Raw genomic sequence first — 23,180 nt, forward strand, 5'->3', positions numbered from 1 at the left:
GTCGATCAGGACACGGAAGTGGAGCCGACAACCCAGGTGTTGCACTGGTAGGCCTTCGGGCGCGTGTATCCCTGGCGGAACCAGGCGGCGTTGCTGCGCGTGTTCCCGTGGTCGCGAGGCCCTCCCGGCGGGTCGCCCAGGTGGCTGTAGGCCCACAGGAGCGTGTTGCGCCGGGTGGTGTCGATCGGATACGAGGCGGCGACCGACTGCATGAACATGCCGCCGAAACACGTCGCCTGCAGTTCGTGCCGGCGGCTCAGGGCCATCTTTCCGCTCTGCGAACCGGAGTCGAGCGTCTGCCGCCACCAGGAGTCGGAGATGCCAGACAGGTTCTGAATATGGTGCCCGTACTCATGGGCCATCATGCTGACGATGATCCCGTTCCACGAGCCGAGCGGGCCGTACTCCCTCGTCATGGCCGAGGTGGACGCGTAGATCGTGCTGTTGCTCGGGCAGTAGTACGGCACGTTGCTGCCGGGGGAGGGATAGTCGCCGCACGCGCCCCTGCCCTTGCGGGCCGCGATCATGTAGTTCGGCGGGCTCCAGTCGATCCCGACCCGCTTCAGCGCCGGCCCCCACGCCTTGCCCATGCACCCGCCGGTCTTGAGGATCAGCGCCTTGAACTGGGTGTGGTTGTAGATGCTCGCGTTCCCGGCCCGGCAGTTCGTCTTCGCCAGCGACCCGGCCCGATAGAGGGTGTTGTTCTTCGTCGTGCGGTTGAGCACCGGAGTCGGCCGCGTCGTGGGCTGCGACGTCGGCTTGGAGGTGGGCTTCCCGGTCGGTTCCGTGTCCGTGGTGGCCTCGTCGGTGGGGAACGGCGAGAAGGTGAAGGTCGGGATCGCGACCGGCGACACGGTCTCGTCGTGGTCGGACAGGCCGACCAGCGCGCTCACGACCACGATGAGCACGAAGACCAGCGCCAGCACGCCCATGAGCGCGCCGATGACCGCCCCCGCGCCGGACTTGCGGCGGGGCGGCCGCCAGGCGGGCGGCGGATAGGGGGCGGCGGGCCCGCGCGGGGGAGGCGGAGACTGCGGAACCCACCCCGGCCCCTGGGGCGGCGCCGGCTGCTGCGATGGCGCCTGCGGCGGTGGCACCTGGAACGGCGCTCCCTGAGGCGGCGGCACCTGGAACGGCGCCGCCTGCGGTGCCGGCATTGGTGAAGCCTGAGGTGGCGCCGCTTGGAACGGCATGCCCTGCGCAGGGCCGGGGGCGGCCGTGTTCCCGGGCGATCCCGGGAACTCCTGCGGATACCCGAGCCCGTTCGGCGCGTACGGGGCGCCGGGTGGCGTGCCCGCCGGGGCGGCGGGGGACGGCGGGGGTGGGTAGGGCTGCCCGTAGGGCCCGGCGTACGACTGCGCCGGAGGCTGCGCTCCGCCCTGGAACTGCGCCCCGCCCTGGAACTGCGCTCCACCTTGGAACTGCGCCTCGCCCTGGAACTGTGCCCCGCCCTGGAATTGAGGCCCGGGCTGGTAGGGCGTCGCGCCGGGGTAAGGGCCGTTCTGCCCATAGGCGCCACCCTGCGCTTCCGCCCCTGAATGAGACTCTGAGCTGTAGGGCGGCGAGGCCTGCGGATAGACACCGCCCCCGTTCGGCCCCGGATGCGGAACCCCGCCCTGCGGCTGAGATCCGGCGTACGCACCGGAGCCCTGCGGCATGCCGGGGACGGCGCCGTGAGACTGCCAGCCGGAAGACGGAGGGCCGGAAGGATGGGGGCCGCCCTGGGGTGAGGCGTTCGCGGGATAGGCCGGGCCGGGAGACGGGGCGCTCCCCGGGTAGGCGGCCGGGACCTGGGGATGTGCCCCCGGCGGGTAGGGGCCGCCGTACGGCTGACCTCCCTGCGACGGGGAGCCGTTCTGCGGCTGTCCCTGCGGCGGGTAGGGAGCGGCGCCGGGCGCCTGCTGCCACGCGCCGCGCTCAGGGCCGCTCCACCCCGGCGGCCCGTACGGCCCCGGCGTCGCGCCGGAGGGTCGCGATCCGTCCGGTGTGCCGGGCACGGCCTCCGGCTGCGGTGAATACGGCGGCCCGGAATAGGGAGAACTCTCCCCGGGTGGCTCTTGGGGAGGGTACTGCTGCGCCACGACATTGCCCCCTTTGTGGATTTGGGGCAAAAGAATACTGTTTTCCCATCCATCACGGATGTAGCAGATGTCGGGCACGATGTGTAATCGACCGACGTGATCTCTGCGATGTTCCGGAATCGCCGGGCTCGTCTGCCCTAGCGTTTTTCGCATGAATCTGCAGCAGCTCCGTTACGTGGTCGCCACTGCGGAGCACCGCACCATGACCGATGCCGCCAGATCGCTCTATATCGCGCAGCCCGCCTTGTCCCGCGCGATACGCGACCTGGAACGTGAACTCGGAATGACGCTTTTCGCCCGCTCGGGCCGCGGGGTCGTCGTGACGGCCCAGGGGCGCCGGGTGGTGAAGCTGGCCCGCGAGGCCCTCGACGCGGTGGCCGAGATCGAGGCCCTCGCGACGCAGGGCACCTCCTCCGGCGCCGAACTGCGGATCGCGTCCACCCCGAGCCTGGAGCCCGGTCTCGCCGGGCGTCTGCTGCCCGCCTACGCCGCCGAGCATCCGGGAATCCGGGTGCACATCGTGCGGTGCGAGGGCCGGGAGGGGGTGGTCAGCGCGGTCCGCGAGCAGCGCGCCGACCTCGGGCTGACCGACCTCCCGGTGCCCACCGACCTGGTGAGCCACCCGCTCGAGCGCCAGGAGATCGTGCTGATCTCCCCGCCCGGCCTCGACCTGCCCGACCCCGTCCCCGTGGCCAGGCTCGACGGCATGCGGCTGGTGCTGCCCGCTCCCGGCAGCCCCCGCCGCAGGGAGTTCGACCAGATCTTCGCCACGCACGGCGTCCGGCCGATCGCGGCGGTCGAGTCCGACGAGCGCCGGGGCTGGCTCCGGACCGTACGGGAGGGGCGGGCCTCGCTGCTGTGGTATCGGGGCATGGCCGAGCAGGCGGCCAGGGCCGGCCTGGTGGTCCGCTCGCTCGATCCCTCGCTCCGCAAGATCATCGCGGTCGTGCACGCCCGGCGGCGACTCCCCGCGATGGCGCAGCATTTCGTGGCCCTGGCCGAGGGCGGCTCGGCGGCGTGACCGCATGCCGTCGTTTTGGACCGTTCCACGGCTCCGCTCCCGGCGGGCACGCGAGAGGACGGCGTCCACCTAGTACGCTGGCGGCGATGTCCACTACGCCGATGCCCGCCGAGGCGCCCGGCCTGTCGGCCGTTCTGCGCCTGCGCGGCCGTGCCTTCGGTCCCGGCGACTTCGCGGTCATGGCCGTGGTGAACCGGACCCCCGACTCCTTCTACGACAGGGGATCGACCTACGCCTTCTCGGCCGCGGTCGACGCCGCCTCCCGCCTCATCGAGGAGGGGGCGGACATCGTGGACATCGGTGGCGTGAAGGCCGGTCCCGGCACGGAGGTCGATCCGGCCGAGGAGATACGCCGCGTGGCGGAGGTCGTCGCCGCGGTGCGCGACCGGCACCCCGATGTGATCATCAGCGTCGACACCTGGCGGTCGGAGGTCGCCGAGGTCGTCGCCGAGGCCGGGGCCGACCTGCTCAACGACACCTGGGGCGGCGTGGACCCCAAGCTCGCCGAGGTGGCCGCGGCGTACGGCATCGGCCTGGTGTGCGCGCACGCCGGGCGGGTGGAGCCGCGCACCCGGCCGCACCGCATCGCGTACGCCGACGTGGTGGCCGACGTGGTCGCGTACACGACGGACCTCGCGGAGCGCGCGGTCGCCGCGGGGGTCCGCCGCGACGCGATCCTGATCGACCCGGCTCACGACTTCGGCAAGAACACGTGGCACTCGCTGGAGGTCAGCAGGCGGCTCGGCGAGCTGACCGCCACAGGGTGGCCGGTGCTGGTGGCCGTCTCCAACAAGGACTTCGTCGGCGAGACGCTGGGCGGCCTGCCCGTGGAGGAGCGCCACGCGGGCACGCTGGCCACCCTCGCCGTGTCGGCGATGCAGGGCGCCCGGGTGTTCCGCGTCCACGACGCGGCGAGCGCCCGTACGGCTCTCGCGGTCGTCGCCCGCCTCGGCGGCGCGCTCTCCTAGCCCTCGATTCCAGGCAAGACCCCGAGCAGGGCGCCGGCAGGCCCTAGCAGGTCCTGGCACGGCTCCCCGGCAGAGCCCTGGGCCTCGGCCCTTCCGCACCACGACCGGCCGCGCCCGTCCTGCCGGTGCCGGAAGCGGGTCGCGATCAAAGCGGTGGACAGGGCGTTCGCGCCGTGGCTAACGTGTCGGCCATGTCGAGCCCCGAGGCGTCGAGACGCTAGCCACCGGTCATTCGGTGGCTGAATCGTCGCACCCCTGAACGGCCGCAGCGCTGAGTGGCGGCAGACCGAGCGGTGGCAGCACCGAGCGGTGGCAGCGCTGAGTGGCGGCAGACCGAGCGGTGGCAGCACCGAGCGGTGGCAGCGCTGAGTGGTGGCAGCGCTGAGTGGTGGCAGCGCTGAGCTGTCGTACCGCTCACGTGCGCGAGTGGTGGCAGCGCTGAGTGGCGGCAGCACTGAGTGGTGGCAGCGCTGAGCTGTCGTACCGCTCACGTGCGCTGAGTGGTGGCAGCGCTGAGTGGCGGCAGCACTGAGCTGTCGTACCGCTCACGTGGCGCGCTGAGCCGCGGCGCCGGCATGTCCCGCCGTGCTCGCCCCGCTGTATGCGTGGCTGCACATCATGCCTGGTTGCACGTGGCGCTGGATCGTCGCGGCCCCGTCGTCGCCGCGCGCCACCGCCGCGCGCCGCCGCACAGGGGACGCGCATGAGGACCGCCGTCGCGCCCGTCGCAGTGCCGTCGCTGTGCCTTCGCAGTGCCTTCGCGCGGCGCCTGCGGCCGAATGACCGTCGTACGGGCCGTTTTCTCCCGGGCTCCGCGCACGGTCGCCGCCGTCATGGAGTGCTTCCACCGCCGGATCCCGGGTTCGTTCGCGCGGTGATCCCGCGTGCCCGGCCGGACGCTCCCTCGTGTCGGGCCGTGGTCCGCCGCGGCGCACCGCGTGCTCATCGACCGTTCGCGATCCTTCGTGCCTTCGTGGGCTTCGCGACCTCTTACGACGCGGTGTGGAGTTGTCATGCCAATCCCCATCTACATGCTCGCACTTGCGGTCTTCGCCCAGGGGACCTCCGAGTTCATGCTGTCGGGCCTGGTGCCCGGCATCGTCCGTGACCTTCAGGTGTCCGTCCCCGCCGCGGGGGCGCTGACGTCGGCCTTCGCCGTGGGGATGATCGTGGGCGCGCCCCTGACGGCCGTCCTCAGCCTGCGGTGGCCGAGACGGCGGGCGCTGCTCGTCTTCCTGACCATCTTCATGATCGTCCACGTGGCCGGCGCGGTCACCACCAGCTTCGGCGTTCTCCTGGCCGCCCGCGTCGCCGGAGCGCTGGCCAACGCCGGATTCCTGGCCGTGGGTCTCGCGGCGGCGACCGCCATGGCCGGGCCCGGCGCCAAGGGCCGGGCCGCCTCCGTACTGCTCGGCGGGATCACGCTCGCCTGCGTCGCCGGGGTGCCGGCGGGCGCCGTGCTCGGCCAGGTGTGGGGCTGGCGCTCGGCGTTCTGGGCGGTGGCGGTCGTCTCGGTGCCGGCCGTCGTCGCGGTCGCGGTCGCCGTTCCGGCCATCCCGCCGGGGACGGCCATCCCGCCGGGGACGGCCATGTCACCGGACGCGGCCCCGCCACCGGAGGCGGTCGTGCCCGCCGCGCGACGCGAGCTGCGGGCGCTGCGCCGGCCCCGGCTGCTCGTGACCCTGCTGCTCGGCGCGCTGGTGAACGGCGCCACGTTCTGCACCTTCACCTACCTGGCTCCGCTGGTCACCGAGGTCGGCGGCTACGGCCCGGGCTGGGTGCCGGTGCTGCTGGCGCTCTTCGGCCTGGGGTCGTTCGCCGGGGTGTCGATCGGCGGCCGGATGGCGGACCGGCGGCCGATGCGGCTGCTGGTGCCCGGCGGCCTGGCCCTGACGGCCGGCTGGATCGTGTTCGCCGTGGCCGCGGGCAACCCGGCCGCCGTGCTCGTGCTCGTCTTCGTGCAGGGCGCGCTGTCCTTCGCCGTCGGCTCCACACTGATCACGCGAGCGCTCTACGCGGCGGCCGACGCGCCCTCTCTGGGCGGCGCGTTCGCGACCGCCGCCTTCAACGTGGGCGCGACCGCCGGTCCCCTGCTGGGCGGCGTCGCCATCGGCGCCGGGTTGGGCTACCGGTCACCGCTGTGGGTCAGCGCGCTGCTGGTGGCGCTGGCGCTGGCGCTCGCGGCGGCGGTGGCGGCGCGGAGGACCAGGACGACCGGCCGGCCGGCGTCCCCGACGCGCCGCGCCGCCCGCTGACCACCGGAAGGTGAACGCCGGCCGCTGACCGCCGGCCGACGAACGCCGGAAGGCGAAGACCTGGAAGACGGCCGCGTCAGGAGTACAGGACCGACAGGAACCGGACGAGGATCGCCTCGCGGGTGGCGGCAGGCAGCGCGTCGAGCACGGCGTTCACCACCGCCATCCCGGGCTGTCCCGTCGCCGTGAGGTCGATTCCCACCGACGCGGCGAGCTCGGCGAACGTGGCGTCGTCCAGCGCGTCGAGGTCGAGGGACGTGATGAGCTCGGGCAGGCCCTCGGGCACGTCGGCCGGTCCCCGTCGCCGGGCGGCGTCGGCGGCCTCGGCGATCACCTCCAGCATCGCGTCCACGCCCGCCAGCGTCACACCGGTGACCGTCACGTGGATGTTGGCCGGGATCCCGGCGTACGACAGCTGCGGCTGAAGGAACCAGCCGAGCCGGCGCGCCTCGTCGGCCAGCACGAAGACGTCCACCTCGGCGGATCCGGCGATCGCGACCAGCGCGGCCTCCGGCTCCCCGAGCACCCGCAGCCCGGGGATCTTCCCCACACCCTCGGCCAGCCGGCGGGTCGCCTCCAGCGTCCTGCGGCCGAGTTCCAGGTAGCCCTCCCGGCCGAGGGCCTGCAGGGTGGCCCAGGCGCCGCCGAGCGGCCCGGCCGACCGCGAGCTCTGCACGGTCGCGTTGATGATCGTGTAGCCGGGCCAGGCCGCCGAGGCGAAGTAGGCCCGGCGGCGCAGCTCCGCGTCGCGGAACAGCAGCACCGACGCCCCCTTCGGCGCGTACCCGAACTTGTGCAGGTCGCACGAGATCGAGGTGACGCCGGGCACGGCCAGGTCGAACGGCGGGATCGCGGCGCCCGCCTCGCGCAGCCACGGCAGCAGCCAGCCGCCGACACAGGCGTCCACGTGGCACGGCACACCGCGCGCGGCGGCCAGCGCGGCGACCTCCTCGACCGGGTCGACGACGCCCTGCGGGTAGGAGGGGGCCGACGCCACCGCCAGCGCCGTACGCTCGTCGAGCGCCGCCTCGAACGCCGGGACCGAGGCCCGGTAGGTCACCGGGTCGACGGGGACCGGCACGATCTCCATGCCGAGGTAGTGCGCGGCCTTGTGGAACGCCGGGTGCGCGGTGACCGGCAGCACGACCCGGGTCGTGCCCGGGCGGGCGTCGCGGGCGGCCTTCACCGCCAGCATGATCGACTCGGTGCCGCCGCTGGTGAATATCCCCGGCGCGCCCGGACGGCCGAGCAACTCGGCGACCGCCCCGACCACCTGCCGCTCCAGCGCGACCATGCTGGGGAAGGCGGTCGGGTCGAGCATGTTGACCTCGAGCATCTCCGCGTACGCCCGGTGCGCGGCCTCGTGCACCTCCGGCAGGCCGGTGTCGTAGACGTAGGCCGTCACCTTGCCGCCGCGCACCGGCAGGTCGGCCGCCTTCAGGGTGGTCAGCTCGGCGAGCAGCTCGGTGACGGGCCTGCCGTGTTCGGGAAGCATGCGACTCCTCAACGTGCCAGGGGGATCCGGACGACGGCGCGCAGTCCGGGGGAGGCGTCCTCCAGGTGGACCGTACCGCCGTGGGCCTCGACCGTGGTGCGCACGATCGCGAGACCGAGCCCGGCGCCGCCGTCGTCGCGGCTGCGCGCGTCGTCGAGCCGGGTGAACCGGTCGAAGACCCGCTCCCGGTCCTCGGGCGGGATGCCCGGCCCGTCGTCGGTGACGGTGAGCTCGGCGGCGCTCCCCACGGCGCGTACGCCGATCCTGACCGCCGACGCCGCGTGCCGCAGGGCGTTGTCGACGAGGTTGGCGAGCACCCGCCGCAGGTCCAGCGCGTCGCCCAGCACGACGGGAGCCGCGCCGGGCGGGAGGTCGAGGCCGAGGCCGTACCGCTCGGCCGTACGGCGGGCCATCTCGGCCAGGTCGACCGGCTCCCGGCGGCCGGTGCGGCCCTCGTCGAGCCGGGCGAGGGCGAGCAGGTCCTCGGCCAGGCGGGACAGCCGGAGGGTGTCCTCCAGCACCCCCTCGGCCGTCTCCTTCCAGTCCTGCCCCTCCGGGTGGCTGAGCGCGACCTCCAGCTGGAGCCGGATGCTCGCGAGCGGGCTGCGCAACTCGTGCGCCGCGTCGGAGACCAGCGCCCGCTGGCGCGCGTCGGCCTCCTCCAGCCGCCCGAGCATGTCGTTGAGGGTCGTGGCGAGCGCGTGCACCTCGTCGCGCGCCTCGGGCACCGGCAGCCGGCGTGACCGCGCGGTGGCGCCCACCTCGGCCGCGCCCCGCCGCAGCAGCGCGATCGGCCGCAGCGTGCGCCCGGCGACCAGCCACGAGACCGCCGCCAGCAGCGCGAGCAGGAGCGGCATGCCGGCGATCAGCACATGGCCGATGGTCACCAGGCTGCTCTCCACCTCGCCGAACGACCGGGCCACGATCACCGTCACGCCGCGGTCCGCGCTGAGCGCCCGCACCCGCAGCGGCCCCGGCAGCGCGTACGGCCGGCCGTCGAGGAAGTCGGGCTCGCCGGTGCGCACGGCGGCCTCCCGCGCCTGCGCGGACAGCAGGGGGACGAGGCGGTCGGTGTTCGGGGTGGCGTCGACGATCCGCCCGTCGCGGTCGAGCACCTGCACGATCGTGTTGTCCACCGAGACGACGGGATCGGACAGCCGGTTCGCGTCCGACAGCGCGACGATCTCACGTCCCCGCTGGTAGACCTGGTCGTCGATGCTCCGGACGAGCGCCTCGCCGAGCACCGCGACGAACACGTACGCCGATCCGGCCAGGGCGAGCGCCAGCACGGCCGTCGCCGCCGCGGTGACCCGGAACCGCAGGCTCTGCCGCCGCCACCACGTCACCGGGCGCGCGAGCACGGCAACACCGGCGCCACGTGATCCGGGCGCGGATGATGGGGGCGGGGGTGACGCGGGCACGCTCAGCCGCCGTCGCTCGCGAGCCGGTAGCCGGCGCCGCGCACGGTCTGCAGGGCGGCGCGGCCGAAGGGCGTGTCGATCTTCCTGCGCAGATATCCGACGTACACCTCGACCACGTTCGGATCGGTGTCGTAGGTGTCCCACACGTGCTCCAGGATCTCCGGCTTCGACACCACCTCGCCCGACCGGCGCATCAGGTATTCGAGCAGGGCGAACTCCCTGGGCGTCAGCTCGACCGGCGCCTCGCCCCGCGTGACCGCCCGCGCCGCCGGGTCGAGCGACAGGTCGCCCGCGCGCAGCACGGAGGGCCTGCGGCCGCCGCCCCGGCGCAGCAGCGCCCGGAGCCGGGCCACCAGCACCACGTACGAGAACGGCTTGGTGAGGTAGTCGTCGGCGCCGAGGTCGAGCCCGTCGGCCATGTCGTACTCGCCGTCCTTGGCCGACAGCATGAGGATCGGCACCCAGTTCTCCTCCGCGCGCAACTGCTTGCACACGTTGTAGCCGGACAAGCCGGGAAGCATGATGTCGAGCACGACCACGTCGTAGTCGCCGACGCGCGCCAGGTGCAGGCCCTCGTTTCCGTCGTGTGCCAGGTCGACGGCGAAGCCCTCCGCCTGCAGCCCCCGGCGCAGCGCCGCCGCCATCCGCCGCTCGTCCTCCACCACCAGAACCCGCATTGCCCCAGTGTGGCCCCTTTCGCCTGTGCGGGCGCGGCCGGCCTGAGAGCCCTCTCAGTCCGTCTCAGCGTCGGCACAGGAACGTCTCGGCAGTCTCGGGTTGTCAGGTTTTCCGCCCATAGTGGGAGATGTGAAATGGCGAAGAGAACCCGCGCCGTGAGGTGGGGAGTGCCGGTGGCGGCGGTGGCCGTGGTGGCGGCTGCCGTGGGGACGGGGCCGGTGATCGCGGCGGTGCGCAGCGACCCGTCCCTGCCGGACCGTACGGCGGAGCAACTGCTGGCCGACGTCGCGCGCACCTGGCAGAACGGCCGGATGCCGCAGATGTCCGGCACGATCGTCGAGACCGCGTCGCTCGGCCTGCCCGCGCTGCCCGGCCTGTCGGGCCTGTCCGGGCCGGGCGGACCGTCCGGCGCCTCGCCGGCGTCGCTGCTGTCGGGGTCGCACCAGCTCAAGATCTGGTACGCGGGGGAGGACAGGTTCCGCCTCATGCTGCCGGGGGAGATGAGCGAGACCGACCTCGTCGCCGACGGCGGCACGGTGTGGCTGTGGGACAGCGCCGCCAACAAGGCGACCCGTCTCACCGTCCCCGCGGCTCCCGAAGGCGGACACGGCGGCGGGCACGGGGGCGGGCACGGCGGCGCCTTCCCGATGCGGCCGGGAGCCGCGTCACCGTTCGCGTCACCGTTCGCGACGCCGGAACAGGCCGCGCGGCAGGCGCTGCAGGCGGCCGGGACCGACACGGCGATCAGCGTCGGCGACGTCGTCACGGTCGCGGGCCGCGCGGCCTACCAGATCGTGCTGACGCCGAAGTCGGCCGATTCGCTGATCAAGGACGTCCGGGTGGCGCTCGACGGCGAGAAGCTGATGCCGCTGCGCGTCCAGGTGTACGCCAAGGGGGCGGCCGAGCCGGTCTTCGAGGTCGGTTTCGAGTCGCTGTCGTTCACCGCTCCCGCGCCGGAGAACTTCTCCTTCACGCCGCCGCCCGGCGCGAAGGTCGAGCAGGGGACGGCCACCCCTCCGCAGGACCACCGGCCGGAGGCGCTCGCCGAGGCGCACGACCGGGGCCGCGTCGTCGGCTCCGGCTGGGACAGCGTGCTCGTCACCTCCCTGCCCGACGTTCCCGCGCAGGACGTTCCCGCCCAGCAGCAGGACGGGAAGGGACGTGACGGCATGGACGTGACCGCGCTGCTCGACGGCCTGAAGGGGGCGGCCACCCCCGTCAGCGGGGAGTGGGGCAGCGGCCGGCTGCTGCGCACGAAGGTGGTGTCGATCCTGGTCACCGACGACGGCCGCCTGCTCGCCGGCGCCGTGGCCCCGGAGGCCCTTTACCGCGCGGCCGGTGTGAAGGGATGACCGAGCCCACGCACCGCGGACGAGCGGGGATCGCGGTGGGCCCGGTGGGCCCGGTGGACGCGGTGGACGCGGTGGACGCGGTGGACGCGGTGGACGCGGTGACGGTGGGCACGCGCGCGGGGGCGCCACGGGAGGACACCGGGGCGCCCCCGCCCTCCCCCGAGGCCGCCGCGGCGTCCGCCATCGTCACGTCCGGTCTCACCAAGCGCTTCCGCGGCGGCCACGTGGCCGTCGACGGCGTCGGCCTGGCCGTGCCGCGCGGATCGGTCTTCGGCTTCCTCGGCCCGAACGGCTCGGGCAAGACCACGACGATCCGCATGCTGCTCGGCCTGGTCGCCCCGACCTCGGGCACCTGGTCGCTGCTCGGGACGCCCATGCCGGCCGGGCTGGCCCGGGCGCTGCCGCGCGTCGGCGCGGTGGTCGAGGGGCCGGCCTTCTATCCGTACCTGTCGGGGGAGGCCAACCTGCGCCGCTTCGACGCGGCCGATCCGGCGGCCGACGCGCGTACGGCGCGCGCAAGGATCGGCGCGGCGCTGGAGCGGGTGGGACTGACGGCGGCGGCGGGCAAGCGCTACCGCACCTACTCGCTCGGCATGCGCCAGCGCCTGGCCATCGCGGCCGCGCTGCTGGTTCCGAGGGAGCTGCTCGTGCTCGACGAGCCGACCAACGGACTGGACCCGCAGGGCACCCGCGAGGTCCGCACGCTGATCAGGAGGATCGCCGAGGACGGCACGACCGTCTTCGTCTCCTCCCACCTGCTGAGCGAGGTCGAGCAGATGTGCACCCACCTCGGCGTCATGCGCACCGGCAGGCTCGTCGCCCAGGGCCCGATCGCCGCGCTGCGCGCGTCGGGCGAGGAGCCGCGCCTGCGGGTGGAGACGCCGGACGCGGACGCGGCGGCGGCCGTGCTTGCCGGGGCCGGGCTCGGCGACGTGCGCGCCGCGGACGGCGAGGTGACGGCGGTCATCGGCGCCCGGGCGCCGGAGGAGATCTGCGCGCTGCTCGTCGGCGAGGGCGTGGCCGTGCGCGGGTTCGCCGTGGTGCGTCCCACGCTTGAGGAGGTCTTCGTCGGCCTGACGGGGGAGGGGTTCGATGTCGGTGCGTGAGAACGGGAGGCGGCACCTGACGCGGCTGCTGGCCTCCGAGATCGGGCTGACGTTCCGCCGCCCGCGCAACCTCGCGATGCTCGGGGTGCTCGCGGTCGTGCCGGTGCTGGTCGGCGTCGCGGTGCGGGTCGCGTCGGGCGGCGACGTGGGCGGCTCGATCATCGGCCAGATCGCCGGCAACGGCCTGATGCTGACCTTCGCCGCGTTCGCCGTCATGACGCCGATCGTGCTGCCGCTGACCGTGGCGGTCGTGGCCGGCGACGCGATCGCCGGCGAGGCGAGCCAGGGCACGCTGCGCTACCTGCTCGTCGCGCCGGCCGGCCGGACCAGGCTGCTGCTGGTGAAGTACGCCAACGTCGTGGTCTTCTGCCTCGCGGCGTGCGCGCTGGTGGCGCTGTCGGCGCTGGTGGCCGGGCTGGTGCTGTTCCCGGCCGGGCCGGTGACGCTGCTGTCGGGCACGACGATCCCGGCCGCCGATGCCCTGCTGCGCGCCGGGGTGGTCGTCCTGTACGCCGCCGCGGGGATGGCCGCGCTCGGCGCGGTCGCGCTCGCGGTCTCCACGCTGACCGAGGCGCCGATCGGGGCGGTGGCCACGAGCGTCGTGCTGGTGGTGGTCAGCCAGGTCCTGAGCGCGATCCCGCAGGTGGCGGCCGTACGGCCGGTCCTGCTGACCTCGTGGTGGGGGGCGTTCGACGGGGCGTTGCGGGCGCCGGTGGCGTTCGACCAGATGGGACAGGGGCTGCTCGCCTTCGCCGCGTACGTCCTGGTTTTCGGCTCCCTCGCCTGGTCGCGCTTCACGAGTAAGGACATCACGGCGTAAGTGCTGCCCTTTACCGTTCTTTATCGCTAGTGTTGCCGCGGACCTCTCACCCAAGGCGGTGTTCATGCGGCACTTCTTCGGGCTGCTCCTTGGCGTTGTCGTCGCGGCGGCTCTTCTCCTCGGTGGTGGATGGGCGTCCCAGGAGGCGGTCCGGGGAGCGGCACAGAGCGTCGACCCGGCCAAGGACACCCGGATGCTGATCGCCCTCGGTGTGATGGCCGTCGTGGGCCTGCTGCTCGGGCTGGTGCTGGTCGGCCGGGTGTCCCCGCTGGCGACGTTCGTGCCGTCGATGGCGCTGCTGGCCTGGACCGTGGTCTACGTCCTCGACGTGTCGCGCGCCGCGAGCCTCGTGCCCTCCGGCCCCTCGGTGCAGGCCGAGCTGCTGCAGGCCGGCCGCGGGATGCTCATGCTGCTGTCCACCGGCGTGTACGGCCTGCTCGGCGTCGCGCTGTTCCTCCCGGTGCTCATGCCGTCGCGCTGGGCCCGTCCGGAGCCGGACGAGGAGCAGGAGGAGTACGAGGAGTCGTACGGCTTCTGAGATAGAGCTCGGCCACGACGTCCTCGATCGAGGCGCGTCCCGGCGCGGTCGCCCGCAGGCCGTCCACCGTGCCGTCGAAGGCCAGCCGGCCGTGGTCGATCAGCAGCACGCGGCGGCACAGCCGCTCCACGTCGCCCAGGTCGTGGGTGGTCAGCAGCACCGTCGTCCCGCGTTCCGCGTTCAGCCGCCGCAGGAAGTCGCGCACCTCCGCCTTGCTGACGACGTCGAGCCCGATCGTCGGCTCGTCGAGCACGAGCACGGCGGGGTCGTGCAGCAGGGCGGCGGTGATGTCGCCCCGCATCCGCTGGCCCAGGCTGAGCTGGCGCACCGGCGTCGCGAGGAAGCCGCCCAGGTCGAGCAGGTCGCACATCTCGTCGAGCCGCTCGCGGAACACCTTCCGATCTACTTTGTAAAGGAGCCGGACCAGTTCCAGGCTGTCGCGGAGCGGCAGGTCCCACCACAGGGTCGTCCGCTGGCCGAAGACGACGCCGATCCTGCGGGCGAGAGCCGTTCGGCGCCGGGAGGGATCGAGACCGGCCACCTGGACCCGGCCCGACGTGGGAGTGAGGATCCCGGTCAGCATCTTGATCGTGGTGGACTTGCCCGCGCCGTTCGGGCCGAGGCAGGCGACGAACTCCCCGGCCCCGACGCGGAAGGACAGGTCTCGTACGGCGTGCACGACCCGGCGGCGGACCGTGAAGGTCCTCCCGACCCTGTCTGCCTCGATCACTGCTCTCAGCTCCCCGTCGATCGGTAGCGGCGGATACCCGCCCGCCAGGCGAGCGCGGCGACGGCGGCCAGCGCGAGCGCGGCGGCGGGGGACAGCAGGCCCGTCCAGGACGGCAGCCCGAGCGGATCGGGCCGGCCGAGCACGTACAGGCCCGGCTGCCAGTTGACGAACGCCAGCGGCAGCGCGAAGGTCATCCCCCGCACGATGCGGGTGTCGTAGACGCTCAGCGGATACTGCGTGAGCGTCGCCCCGCCGTAGGTGAAGGCGTTGGCCACCTCGGGGGCGGCGGTGAGCAGGAACTGCAGCGCGCCGCCGAGCGTGAAGAGCGCCGCGAAGATCACGATTCCCGAGACGACCATGACGGGCACCATCCAGACCCGGCCGAGGGGGACGTCCAGCCCCGCCAGGCCCGCGGCGAGCACGGCTCCGGCCTGGATCGACCGGCCGAGCCGGTGCGGCGTGAACCGGTCGGCGGCGACCTGAACGAAGGGCGACGCGGGCCGGATCAGCATGACGTCCAGCGTGCCGGCCACGATGTGCTGGCTGATTTTGTCGACGTTGCCGAACAGCAGGTCGGCGAGCGCGAAGGCCAGTTGCGACGCGCCGTACAGGAACATGACCTCGGTCAGCCCGAAGCCCGCCAGCTCGCCGGTGTTGGCGAAGATCACCCAGATGACCGCGACGTCGAGGCCGCCGACCACCAGCCCGCCCGCCGTCATGAGCGCGAACGACAACGGATACTGCGCCGCCGCCCGCGTCCACGTCCACGCGAGCAGCGCGTACGTCCTGATCACGGCCGCTCACCCACCCTGGATCACGACCTTCCTGCGGGCGGCGCCGGTCATGAGCGCGCCCAGGGCCAGCAGGACGGCGGCCCACAGGGCCTGGAAGCCGAGGGCGGGGGCGGGATCGGCCGTGCCGAGGTAGACGTCGGCGGGCACCTGTGCCATCGCCGACCACGGCAGCGCCCGGGACAGTACCCCCAGCCATCCGGGGAAGATCGCCAGAGGCAGCATGAGCCCGCTGAAGAACGTCGTGAGCACCATCGACAGCACCCCGAGACCCCGGTCGTCCATCACCCAGCAGGTGGCCAGAGCGACGATGTAGCGCCAGCCGAAGCTCACGACCACGCCCAGGGCGACACTCACCAGGAACGCGGCCGGGGCGTGCGGGGCGACGATGCCGAACAGCAGCGCGCCCACGAGGGCCGGCGGGCCGCCGCGGACGACGAAGAGGTACGCCGCCCGGCCCAGGTCCTCCGACAGACACCACATCTGCAGGGACGCCGGGCGGACCAGGTCGAGCGCGACGTCGCCGGTGCGGATCCGCTGCGGCAGGTCCAGGCCGCCGCCGAACAGCTGCATCGGGCCGATGAACGCCTGCGTGAGGAACGTGAAGGTGATCGCGCCGGCCACGTCGTACCCGCCGAGGCCGGGCCGGGCCTGCCACAGCGCGATCAGCACGTACGCGCGGAGCACGCCGAAGACGGTGTTGGTGAACGCCCCGGCCAGCGCGGCCGCCCAGTAGGTCGCGTGCCTGCGGAAGCCGTACCAGGCCAGCCGCGGATAGAGGGAGACGGCGGCGCCGTGACCGGGCATCAGCGGCCGGCGAGGCGGTAGTCGAAGCGGTGGACGAAGCGAGGGCAGTCCTCGTCGTGACCGTTTGTTGGCAGGTTTTGCGGAGCCTTTACCGGCGACACGCGGGGGCCGGGCTTGACGCCGAGCTTCCAGGGCAGCGAAGACCCCGAATATCCAGTCATGGATGCCTCATGTCCTGCGCTGTTACCTTGTCGTAACATTCCTGTAAGGGGAGTGAAACATACCTACCGGTAGAACGGATGACCAGATGGGGAATGTCCCTTTTGGGAGGCTTGCATGGGACATGAGCTGAATGTAGACATCCGTCCGGAATATCCGGTCAGTTGGCAGGCCGCCGCGATCAACGGGGTCCTGCGGGGCACCATGAAGCCGATCTCCACCATCCTCGTACGCAACACCGCGGGGATGGCCGTGGCCAGCCGCATCATGTGCCTCGGCGAGCGGGTCCCCGGCATCCTTCCCAAGCACGTGTCCATCGTTCCAGACCGGTTCGGCTCGTGCACGGGAGAATGGGTGCACGGCGGGCCCGGCCTGGACGAGGGCAAGGTGGTGCTGTACTTCCACGGCGGGGCGTACTTCGTCTGCTCCCCGGCGACCCACCGGCCGATCACGTGGCGGTTGTCGGCCGCCGCCGGCCGTCCGGTGTTCTCCCTCGACTACCGCCAGGGCCCGGTCCACTCCCTCGCCGAGTCGCTGTCGGACGCGCTCCAGGCGTACGAGTGCCTGCTCGGCCTCGGGTACGCCGCCCAGGACATCGTGCTGGCGGGGGACTCCGCCGGAGGCCATCTCACGCTCGCCACGCTGCTGGCCCTCCGCGACCGGGGCATGCCCCTCCCCACCGCCGGCCTCTGCCTGTCCCCCTGGACCGACCTCAGCTCCAGCCGCCGCCGCGCCAACATCTGGTCCGACCCCATGCTCCCCGCCGGCCGCGTCGAATGGCTCGCCCGCCGCTGGACCGACGGCCTCGACTGCTTCGACCCCCTCGTGTCCCCCGTGTACGGCGACTACACCGGCATCCCCCCGCTGATGATCGTCACCGGCTCCACCGAGGTCCTGCGGGACGAGGCCCGCCGGGTCGCCGTCAGCGCCCGCGAGAACGGCGTGCAGGTGACCTACGAGGAGTGGAACCGCATGCCGCACATCTTCCCCCTCCTCGCCGACGTCCTCCCCGAAGGCCGCCTGTTCTTCGATCACGTCTCCCGCTTCCTCGACGCCGTCCACGACCACACCTCCGCCTCCGGCGTGGAGGCCGCCTGAAGCATCTTTCGCCGATCGCCGTTCACGGGGAGGGCAGCGCTGGATTGTGGCTTATGAGGCCTATGTGACCTGCGGTTATCCTCGGCGGGCCTTACCTTAGGGTGCCATTGGTCTTACCTCTCATGCCGCTTGGCGCTACTTGAGCGCGTGGCGCGTTCCAAACGGCCACAGTGGCTGTGCGGCACTTCGAGAGAGGTAGCTTCCGTATGGCACGAGGCGGAAAGGCTTCCCGTAACGGCATGCCTCCCGGTGTGCGCCCGCTGACCGTGGGCGACCCGGTCGTCATCGGGCGCTACCTGCTGCTCGGCCGGCTGGGCAGCGGCGGAATGGGCGTCGTCTACCTGGCCGAGCACCCGAGCGGAGGATACGTCGCGCTGAAGACGCCGCACCCGATGCACCTGGGAGACCCCACGTTGCGGGCCCGCTTCGCCGAGGAGGTCGCGCTCTCCCGGCGCGTGGCGCCGTTCTGCACGGCCGCCGTCATCGAGGACGGCCTCGACGGTGAGCGGCCCTACCTCGTCACCGAGTACGTCCCCGGCCCCCCGCTCTCCCAGGTGGTCGCCACCCGGGGGGCGCTCACCCCCGACCTCGCGTACGGCGTGGCCCTCGGCACGGCCGCCGCGCTCGTGGCCACGCACGAGGCCGGGCTGGTGCACCGGGACCTCAAGCCCGGCAACGTGCTGCTGTCGCCGCGCGGGCCGTTCGTCATCGACTTCGGGATCGCCCGCGACCTCGACGTCGCGATGGCGCACACGCAGGCCGGGCAGATCATGGGCAGTCCGGGCTGGGTCGCACCCGAGCGGCTGCGCGGCCACCACGCCATCCCCGCCTCGGACGTCTTCTCCTGGGGCTGCCTGGTCGCGTTCGCGGCGACCGGGCTGCATCCGTTCGGCGCCGGCGACCTCGACGTGCTCACCCGGCGCATCCTGGTCGAGGAGCCGCGGCTCGACGCCGTGCCGAGGCTGCTGTGGGGCGGCGTGGCGGCGGCGCTGCAGCGCGAGCCCGCCGACCGCCCGGACGCGGCATGGCTGCTCGCCTCCCTGCTCGCGGCGGGCGGGGTCCAGGTGACCGCCGACCCCCGGCGGGCGGTCGCCGCCGTGCTCGACGAGATCTGGCAGCCCGTGCCCTACCCGGCGGGGACCATGCCCGGCCGGGCCACGCAGGGTCAGCGCACACAGGGCAGGGCCTCCCAAGCGCCGGAGGAACCGGCGCAGGAGGCGACCCAGGGCAGGGTGGCGCGGCGCCGGGCGGCGCGGTCGCGGGCGCAGGTGTCCCACGCGGGCTTCGCGGCGCTCGCCACCGTGACGATCGCCGCGGTGACGGTGGTCGCGGCGGGCGCCGGGTCGGCCCATATGGACAGCTCCGCGGATCCGCCGCCCGCGGCGCCGGTGGTCATTCCGGGCGAGGACAGCGCCCTGCCGCCGGAGGACGTGCTCGGCACCGCCCGGACGCCGGTGGTGCCCATCGCGGACGCCGCCCGGCCCAGGGTGACGGTGACGGCCACGCGGACCATGCCGCCCAGCACACCCGGCTCGCCCGGCTCGAAGCCCGGGCCGCCGACCGCGGACGAGGGGCGGACGACCTCGGCGCCCTCGCCGACGCCGGCCGGGATGACCCTGCGTCCGGGGGACGGGCGCTGCGTCACCGGGCGGCAGAGGGACTGCCGTCCCGCCCGGCCCTCCCCGCCCGGGCGTCCGGGCCAGCCGGGACATCCCGGTCAGCCGGGGCAGCCTGGCCAGCCGGGGCAGGGCCACTCTCCGGTCCCGTCCTCGGGGGTCAGCCAGGAGCCGCAGTGGGGCGACGGGGAGTCGCCGCCACCGGTCCCGAGCACGCCGCCGGAGAGCGGGCCGCCCAGCGTGGTGGCCACCCCCGCGCCGTCCATACCCTGATACGACGTCTCGATCGGCTGTCCGCGTGCAGCATGCTGTGTGTTCATGGAAGCAGCTCTCGAACTCGACGACGTGACCGTCCGCGTGGTCGGCCGGACCCTGGTGACCGGCGCCGACTGGCGGGTGGAACACGGCCAGCACTGGGTGATCCTCGGCCCCAACGGAGCGGGGAAGACGACGATGCTCTCGGTCGCCGCGGCCGTACGGCACCCGAGCTCGGGGACGGCCACGGTGCTCGGGCGGCGGCTCGGCAGGGTCGACCTCCGGGAGCTGCGCCGGAGCATCGGCCTGGTCGCGGCGAGCCAGCGGCTGGTGGACGAGTCGCTGCTCGAGGAGGAGGGCGCCACCGCGCTGACCGTCGTGCTCACCGGGCACACCGGGACGAGCGCGCCGCTGTGGGACCGGTACGGCGACGAGGAGCGGGAGCGGGCGCACCGGCTGCTGGCTGACCTCGGCTGCAAGGACCTGGCCGACCGCAGGTTCCAGGTGTGCTCGCAGGGGGAGCGGGCCCGGGTCCGGGTGGCCAGGGCGCTGATGGCCGACCCGGCGATCCTGCTGCTCGACGAGCCGTTCGCGGGCCTCGACCTGCCGGCGCGGGAGGACCTGATCGAGGCGCTGGAGGATCTGGCCCGCACCCGCCCGGGGCTCACCACCGTGATGGTCACGCACCACCTGGAGGAGGTGCCGGCCACCACCACGCACGCCCTGCTGATGCGGGACACCCGCATCCTGACCGCCGGTCCCGTGGGGGAGGTGCTCACCGGGCCCGACCTGTCCGAGTGCTTCGGCCGGCGGCTGCGGATCGACTCGCTGGACGGCCGCTGGTACGCCCGCGCCCTGCGCGTCTGACCGGCCCCGACGACGAAGCCCCGCCGCCGATCCGTCAGATCCCCGAGGGTGACCTGCGGACAGGCGGCGGGGCCCGTCACCGACCTGTGTCCGAGATGTCCGCTGTGGTTAGTGAGCCCCGGCGAACTGCGCCTCCTCCGTCGAGCCCTTCAGGGCCGTCGTGGAGGAGTCCGGCGCGACGGCCGTGCTGACCAGGTCGAAGTATCCGGTGCCGACCTCCCGCTGGTGGCGGGTGGCGGTGTAGCCGCGCTGCTCGGCGGCGAACTCGGCCTCCTGGAGCCCGACGTACGCCGTCATGCCGTCCTGGGCGTAGCCGCTGGCCAGGTCGAACATCGAGTAGTTCAGCGAGTGGAAGCCGGCCAGGGTGATGAACTGGAACTTGTACCCCATGTGGCCCAGCTCGCGCTGGAACTTGGCGATCGTCGCGTCGTCCAGGTGCTTCTTCCAGTTGAACGACGGCGAGCAGTTGTAGGCCAGCATCTGGTCCGGGTACTCCTGCTTGATCGCCTCGGCGAACGCGCGGGCCACGTCGAGGTCGGGCGTGGAGGTCTCCATCCACAGCAGGTCGGCGTACGGTGCGTAGGCGAGGCCCCTGGCGATGCAGGCGCCGACGCCATTGCGGACCCGGTAGAAGCCCTCGGCGGTGCGGTCGCCGGTGCAGAAGGCGCGGTCGCGGGGGTCCACGTCGCTGGTCAGGAGCGTCGCGGCCTGGGCGTCGGTCCGCGCGATGATCAGGCTGGGGACGCCCGCCACGTCGGCCGCGAGGCGGGCCGCGCTGAGGGTCTTGATGTGCTGGCCGGTGGGGATCAGCACCTTGCCGCCGAGATGGCCGCACTTCTTCTCGGAGGCGAGCTGGTCCTCCCAGTGGACGCCCGCAGCGCCGGCCGCGATCATGGCCTTCATCAGCTCGAACGCGTTGAGCACCCCGCCGAAGCCGGCCTCGGCGTCGGCCACGATGGGCGCCAGCCAGTGCGGGGCCTCCTGGTCGCCCTCGGCCCAGCTGATCTGGTCGGCCCGCAGCAGCGCGTTGTTGATCCGGCGGACCACGGCGGGGACCGAGTTGGCCGGGTAGAGGCTCTGGTCGGGGTAGGTGTGACCGCTGAGGTTGGCGTCGGCGGCCACCTGCCAGCCGGACAGGTAGATCGCCTTGAGGCCCGCCTTCACCTGCTGGACCGCCTGGTTGCCGGTCAGCGCGCCCAGGGCGTGGACGTAGTCCTCGTGGTGCAGCAGGTCCCACAGGCGCTCCGCGCCGAGCCGGGCCAGCGTGTGCTCCTCCTGCACCGAGCCGCGCAGGCGGACCACGTCCTCGGCCGTGTAGGTCCGCTCGACGTTCGTCCACCGCGGATTGGTCTCCCAGTCCTGCTGCAGCCGCTGGGCGGCTGCGGTGAGGCGATCCGACATCTCCGGTCACTCCCTTGTTGCGTGCGTTGGCGTCACCTGGGGCTTGCTTCCGAGTTTGTGTCGATATCAAGACACTCACAAGGAGGTATGGGTCGAAAGAACGTCAAAACTTCCGGTCGGTGTAAGACTGGCGGGTATTCGAGGGTGAAGAAACGCATAGTTTTCCCAATGGACTAGACCAATCCGTGGCGGATGGGATCATGCACTGCTGGAAGAAACGCCGATTTTCCGCATAGGATCGGGTTATGACCTCCGTCCTGGGCGAAGAACCGCTGTCTTTGACGCACGAGCTCGATCTCCTGGCCTTCGGCCAGCGGCTCAAGCACCTGCGCAAGCAGCGCGGTCTCACGCTCTCCGAGCTCGGCGAGCGCGTGGGGCGTGCGCCCAGTCAGCTGTCGCTGCTGGAGAACGGCAAGCGTGAGCCCAAGCTCTCGCTGCTGAAGTCGCTCGCCGCCGCGCTGAACGTGCCGGTGGAGGAGTTGCTGCGCAGGCAGGCGCCGAACCGGCGGGCCCAGCTCGAGATCGCCTTGGAGGAGGCCCAGCGCGACCCGCTCTACGCGGGGCTCGGACTGAGCCGGCTGAAGGTCTCCTCACGGGTGCCCAACGACGTGCTCGAGCACATCCTCGGCCTGTTCGAGGAGCTCAAGGCCAGGGAGGCGAAGGGCACGGCCACGCCGGAGGAGGCACGGGCGGCCAACGCCGAGCTGCGCCGCAGGCAGCGCGAGCTGGGCAACTACTTCGAGGAGATCGAGAAGGCCGCCGCCGAGGCCCTGACCGCCGTCGGCTACCGGACCGGCGCGCTGTCGGAGAGCACCGTCCAGGCGCTGGTGTCGCACTTCGGGTTCACCGTGCACACCGCGCCCGACCTGCCGCGGTCGGCGCGGTCGGTGACCGACCTGCGCAATCGGCGCATCTACGTCAAGCGCCAGCAGCTCGGCATGCACACGCCGCGCACCGTGCTGCTGCAGACGCTCGGGCACATCGCGCTCCAGCACCACAAGCCGCGCGACTTCGCCGACTTCCTGCGTCAGCGGGTGGAGGCCAACTACTTCGCCGCGGCCGTCCTCGTGCCCGAGGCGGCGGCCGCCCCCTACCTGCGGGAGGCCAAGCAGGACAAGGCGCTGTCGGTGGAGGACCTGCGCGACGTGTTCGCGGTGTCCTACGAGATGGCGGCGCACCGGTTCACGAACCTCGCCACCCGCCACCTCGACCTCGTCTGCCACTTCGTGCGCAACGACGCCGGGGGGATCATCTACAAGGCGTACGAGAACGACGGGATCGTCTTCCCCGCCGACGAGCAGGGGGCGATCGAGGGCCAGCGGATGTGCCAGCAGTGGTCGGGCCGCCAGGTGTTCCTCTCGCCCGACCGGTTCTCGCTGTACTACCAGTACTCCGACTCGCCCACGGGCACGTACTTCTGCATCGCCCACGTGGACCCGTCGCAGGAGAAGGACTTCGCGATCACGCTGGGCGTGCCCTATCGGGAGTCGCGCTGGTTCCGCGGGCGCGAGACCACCCACCGCACCAAGTCGAACTGCCCGAACGGCGAGTGCTGCCGCCGCCCGCCGGCCGAGCTCGCGCAGCGCTGGGAGGGCTACGCCTGGCCGTCGGCACGTGCCAACTCCCATGTGCTCGCCGCGCTGCCGCCCGGGTCGTTCCCCGGGGTGGACGAGGCCGACGTGTACGCGTTCCTGGAGCGCCACGCCGCCCACGGCTGAGGC

The 23,180-nt window shown here is 72.9% G+C and carries 19 protein-coding genes; 11 read left to right on the forward strand and 8 right to left on the reverse strand.

Features of this window, described 5'->3' with window-relative positions; translation table 11 throughout:
- Window positions 1-5 precede the first annotated feature (5 nt).
- Entirely contained in the window at window positions 6-1,157 is a 1,152-nt protein-coding gene (locus BXA11_RS19810; protein ID WP_083744406.1) for a neutral zinc metallopeptidase, read from the reverse strand.
- A gap of 1,075 nt (window positions 1,158-2,232) precedes the next feature.
- Between BXA11_RS19810 and BXA11_RS19815 the strand changes: the two genes are divergently transcribed.
- The 3 genes from BXA11_RS19815 (at window position 2,233) to BXA11_RS19825 (ending at window position 6,325) form a co-directional block, all read left to right on the forward strand.
- A complete protein-coding gene (locus BXA11_RS19815) occupies window positions 2,233-3,102 on the forward strand; it encodes a LysR family transcriptional regulator (RefSeq protein WP_030506967.1) in 870 nt (289 codons plus the stop codon).
- A gap of 86 nt (window positions 3,103-3,188) precedes the next feature.
- Complete coding sequence (gene folP, locus BXA11_RS19820; RefSeq protein WP_204053735.1) at window positions 3,189-4,070, forward strand: dihydropteroate synthase; 882 nt, start codon at window positions 3,189-3,191, stop codon at window positions 4,068-4,070.
- A gap of 1,013 nt (window positions 4,071-5,083) precedes the next feature.
- A complete protein-coding gene (locus BXA11_RS19825; protein ID WP_076436621.1) occupies window positions 5,084-6,325 on the forward strand; it encodes a Cmx/CmrA family chloramphenicol efflux MFS transporter in 1,242 nt (413 codons plus the stop codon).
- 76 nt (window positions 6,326-6,401) lie between these two features.
- Here BXA11_RS19825 and BXA11_RS19830 read toward each other — a convergent pair whose 3' ends face one another.
- The 3 genes from BXA11_RS19830 to BXA11_RS19840 form a co-directional block, all read right to left on the reverse strand.
- Window positions 6,402-7,820: a pyridoxal phosphate-dependent decarboxylase family protein gene (locus tag BXA11_RS19830; RefSeq protein ID WP_076436623.1), complete on the reverse strand. Its 1,419-nt coding sequence runs from the start codon at window positions 7,818-7,820 to the stop codon at window positions 6,402-6,404.
- A gap of 8 nt (window positions 7,821-7,828) precedes the next feature.
- Window positions 7,829-9,181 (reverse strand): sensor histidine kinase, encoded by a 1,353-nt coding sequence (locus BXA11_RS19835; protein WP_051761486.1) that lies wholly within the window; start codon window positions 9,179-9,181, stop codon window positions 7,829-7,831.
- 62 nt (window positions 9,182-9,243) lie between these two features.
- Window positions 9,244-9,918, reverse strand: coding sequence for a response regulator transcription factor (locus BXA11_RS19840; RefSeq protein WP_076436626.1), 675 nt, complete (start codon window positions 9,916-9,918; stop codon window positions 9,244-9,246).
- 135 nt (window positions 9,919-10,053) lie between these two features.
- On the opposite strand from BXA11_RS19840, the gene BXA11_RS19845 reads away from it, so the two are divergent.
- The 4 genes from BXA11_RS19845 to BXA11_RS19860 all read left to right on the forward strand — a co-directional run bounded on the left by BXA11_RS19845 (window position 10,054) and on the right by BXA11_RS19860 (window position 13,735).
- Complete coding sequence (locus BXA11_RS19845) at window positions 10,054-11,271, forward strand: LolA family protein (protein ID WP_076436628.1); 1,218 nt, start codon at window positions 10,054-10,056, stop codon at window positions 11,269-11,271.
- Window positions 11,268-12,377: an ABC transporter ATP-binding protein gene (locus BXA11_RS19850; RefSeq protein WP_083744407.1), complete on the forward strand. Its 1,110-nt coding sequence runs from the start codon at window positions 11,268-11,270 to the stop codon at window positions 12,375-12,377. The genes BXA11_RS19845 and BXA11_RS19850 overlap by 4 nt, the downstream gene beginning before the upstream one ends.
- A complete protein-coding gene (locus tag BXA11_RS19855) occupies window positions 12,364-13,197 on the forward strand; it encodes an ABC transporter permease (RefSeq protein ID WP_076436630.1) in 834 nt (277 codons plus the stop codon). Before BXA11_RS19850 ends, BXA11_RS19855 begins: the two co-directional genes overlap by 14 nt.
- Before the next feature lie 64 nt (window positions 13,198-13,261).
- Entirely contained in the window at window positions 13,262-13,735 is a 474-nt protein-coding gene (locus tag BXA11_RS19860; RefSeq protein WP_030506958.1) for a hypothetical protein, read from the forward strand.
- On the opposite strand, the gene BXA11_RS19865 is transcribed toward BXA11_RS19860, so the two are convergent.
- The 3 genes from BXA11_RS19865 to BXA11_RS19875 are packed head-to-tail and all read right to left on the reverse strand — an operon-like array spanning window position 13,662 to window position 16,063.
- Entirely contained in the window at window positions 13,662-14,465 is an 804-nt protein-coding gene (locus tag BXA11_RS19865; protein WP_083744408.1) for an ABC transporter ATP-binding protein, read from the reverse strand. The genes BXA11_RS19860 and BXA11_RS19865 overlap by 74 nt on opposite strands.
- A gap of 5 nt (window positions 14,466-14,470) precedes the next feature.
- A complete protein-coding gene (locus BXA11_RS19870; RefSeq protein WP_076436633.1) occupies window positions 14,471-15,259 on the reverse strand; it encodes an ABC transporter permease in 789 nt (262 codons plus the stop codon).
- A gap of 6 nt (window positions 15,260-15,265) precedes the next feature.
- Entirely contained in the window at window positions 15,266-16,063 is a 798-nt protein-coding gene (locus tag BXA11_RS19875; RefSeq protein ID WP_076436635.1) for an ABC transporter permease, read from the reverse strand.
- Between the two features lie 276 nt (window positions 16,064-16,339).
- On the opposite strand from BXA11_RS19875, the gene BXA11_RS19880 reads away from it, so the two are divergent.
- The 3 genes from BXA11_RS19880 (at window position 16,340) to BXA11_RS19890 (ending at window position 20,058) form a co-directional block, all read left to right on the forward strand.
- On the forward strand, window positions 16,340-17,320 hold the full coding sequence (locus BXA11_RS19880) for an alpha/beta hydrolase (RefSeq protein ID WP_076436637.1): 981 nt from the start codon (window positions 16,340-16,342) through the stop codon (window positions 17,318-17,320).
- A gap of 239 nt (window positions 17,321-17,559) precedes the next feature.
- Window positions 17,560-19,209, forward strand: coding sequence for a serine/threonine-protein kinase (locus tag BXA11_RS19885; RefSeq protein WP_076436640.1), 1,650 nt, complete (start codon window positions 17,560-17,562; stop codon window positions 19,207-19,209).
- 45 nt (window positions 19,210-19,254) lie between these two features.
- Complete coding sequence (locus BXA11_RS19890; protein ID WP_076436720.1) at window positions 19,255-20,058, forward strand: ABC transporter ATP-binding protein; 804 nt, start codon at window positions 19,255-19,257, stop codon at window positions 20,056-20,058.
- A 108-nt stretch (window positions 20,059-20,166) separates the two neighbouring features.
- On the opposite strand, the gene aceA is transcribed toward BXA11_RS19890, so the two are convergent.
- Entirely contained in the window at window positions 20,167-21,459 is a 1,293-nt protein-coding gene (aceA, locus tag BXA11_RS19895) for an isocitrate lyase (protein ID WP_030506951.1), read from the reverse strand.
- A gap of 245 nt (window positions 21,460-21,704) precedes the next feature.
- Between aceA and BXA11_RS19900 the strand changes: the two genes are divergently transcribed.
- Complete coding sequence (locus tag BXA11_RS19900; protein ID WP_076436642.1) at window positions 21,705-23,177, forward strand: helix-turn-helix domain-containing protein; 1,473 nt, start codon at window positions 21,705-21,707, stop codon at window positions 23,175-23,177.
- Window positions 23,178-23,180: the final 3 nt, after the last annotated feature.

The sequence above is a fragment of the Microbispora rosea genome (assembly GCF_900156315.1).
GTDB lineage: Bacteria > Actinomycetota > Actinomycetes > Streptosporangiales > Streptosporangiaceae > Microbispora > Microbispora rosea.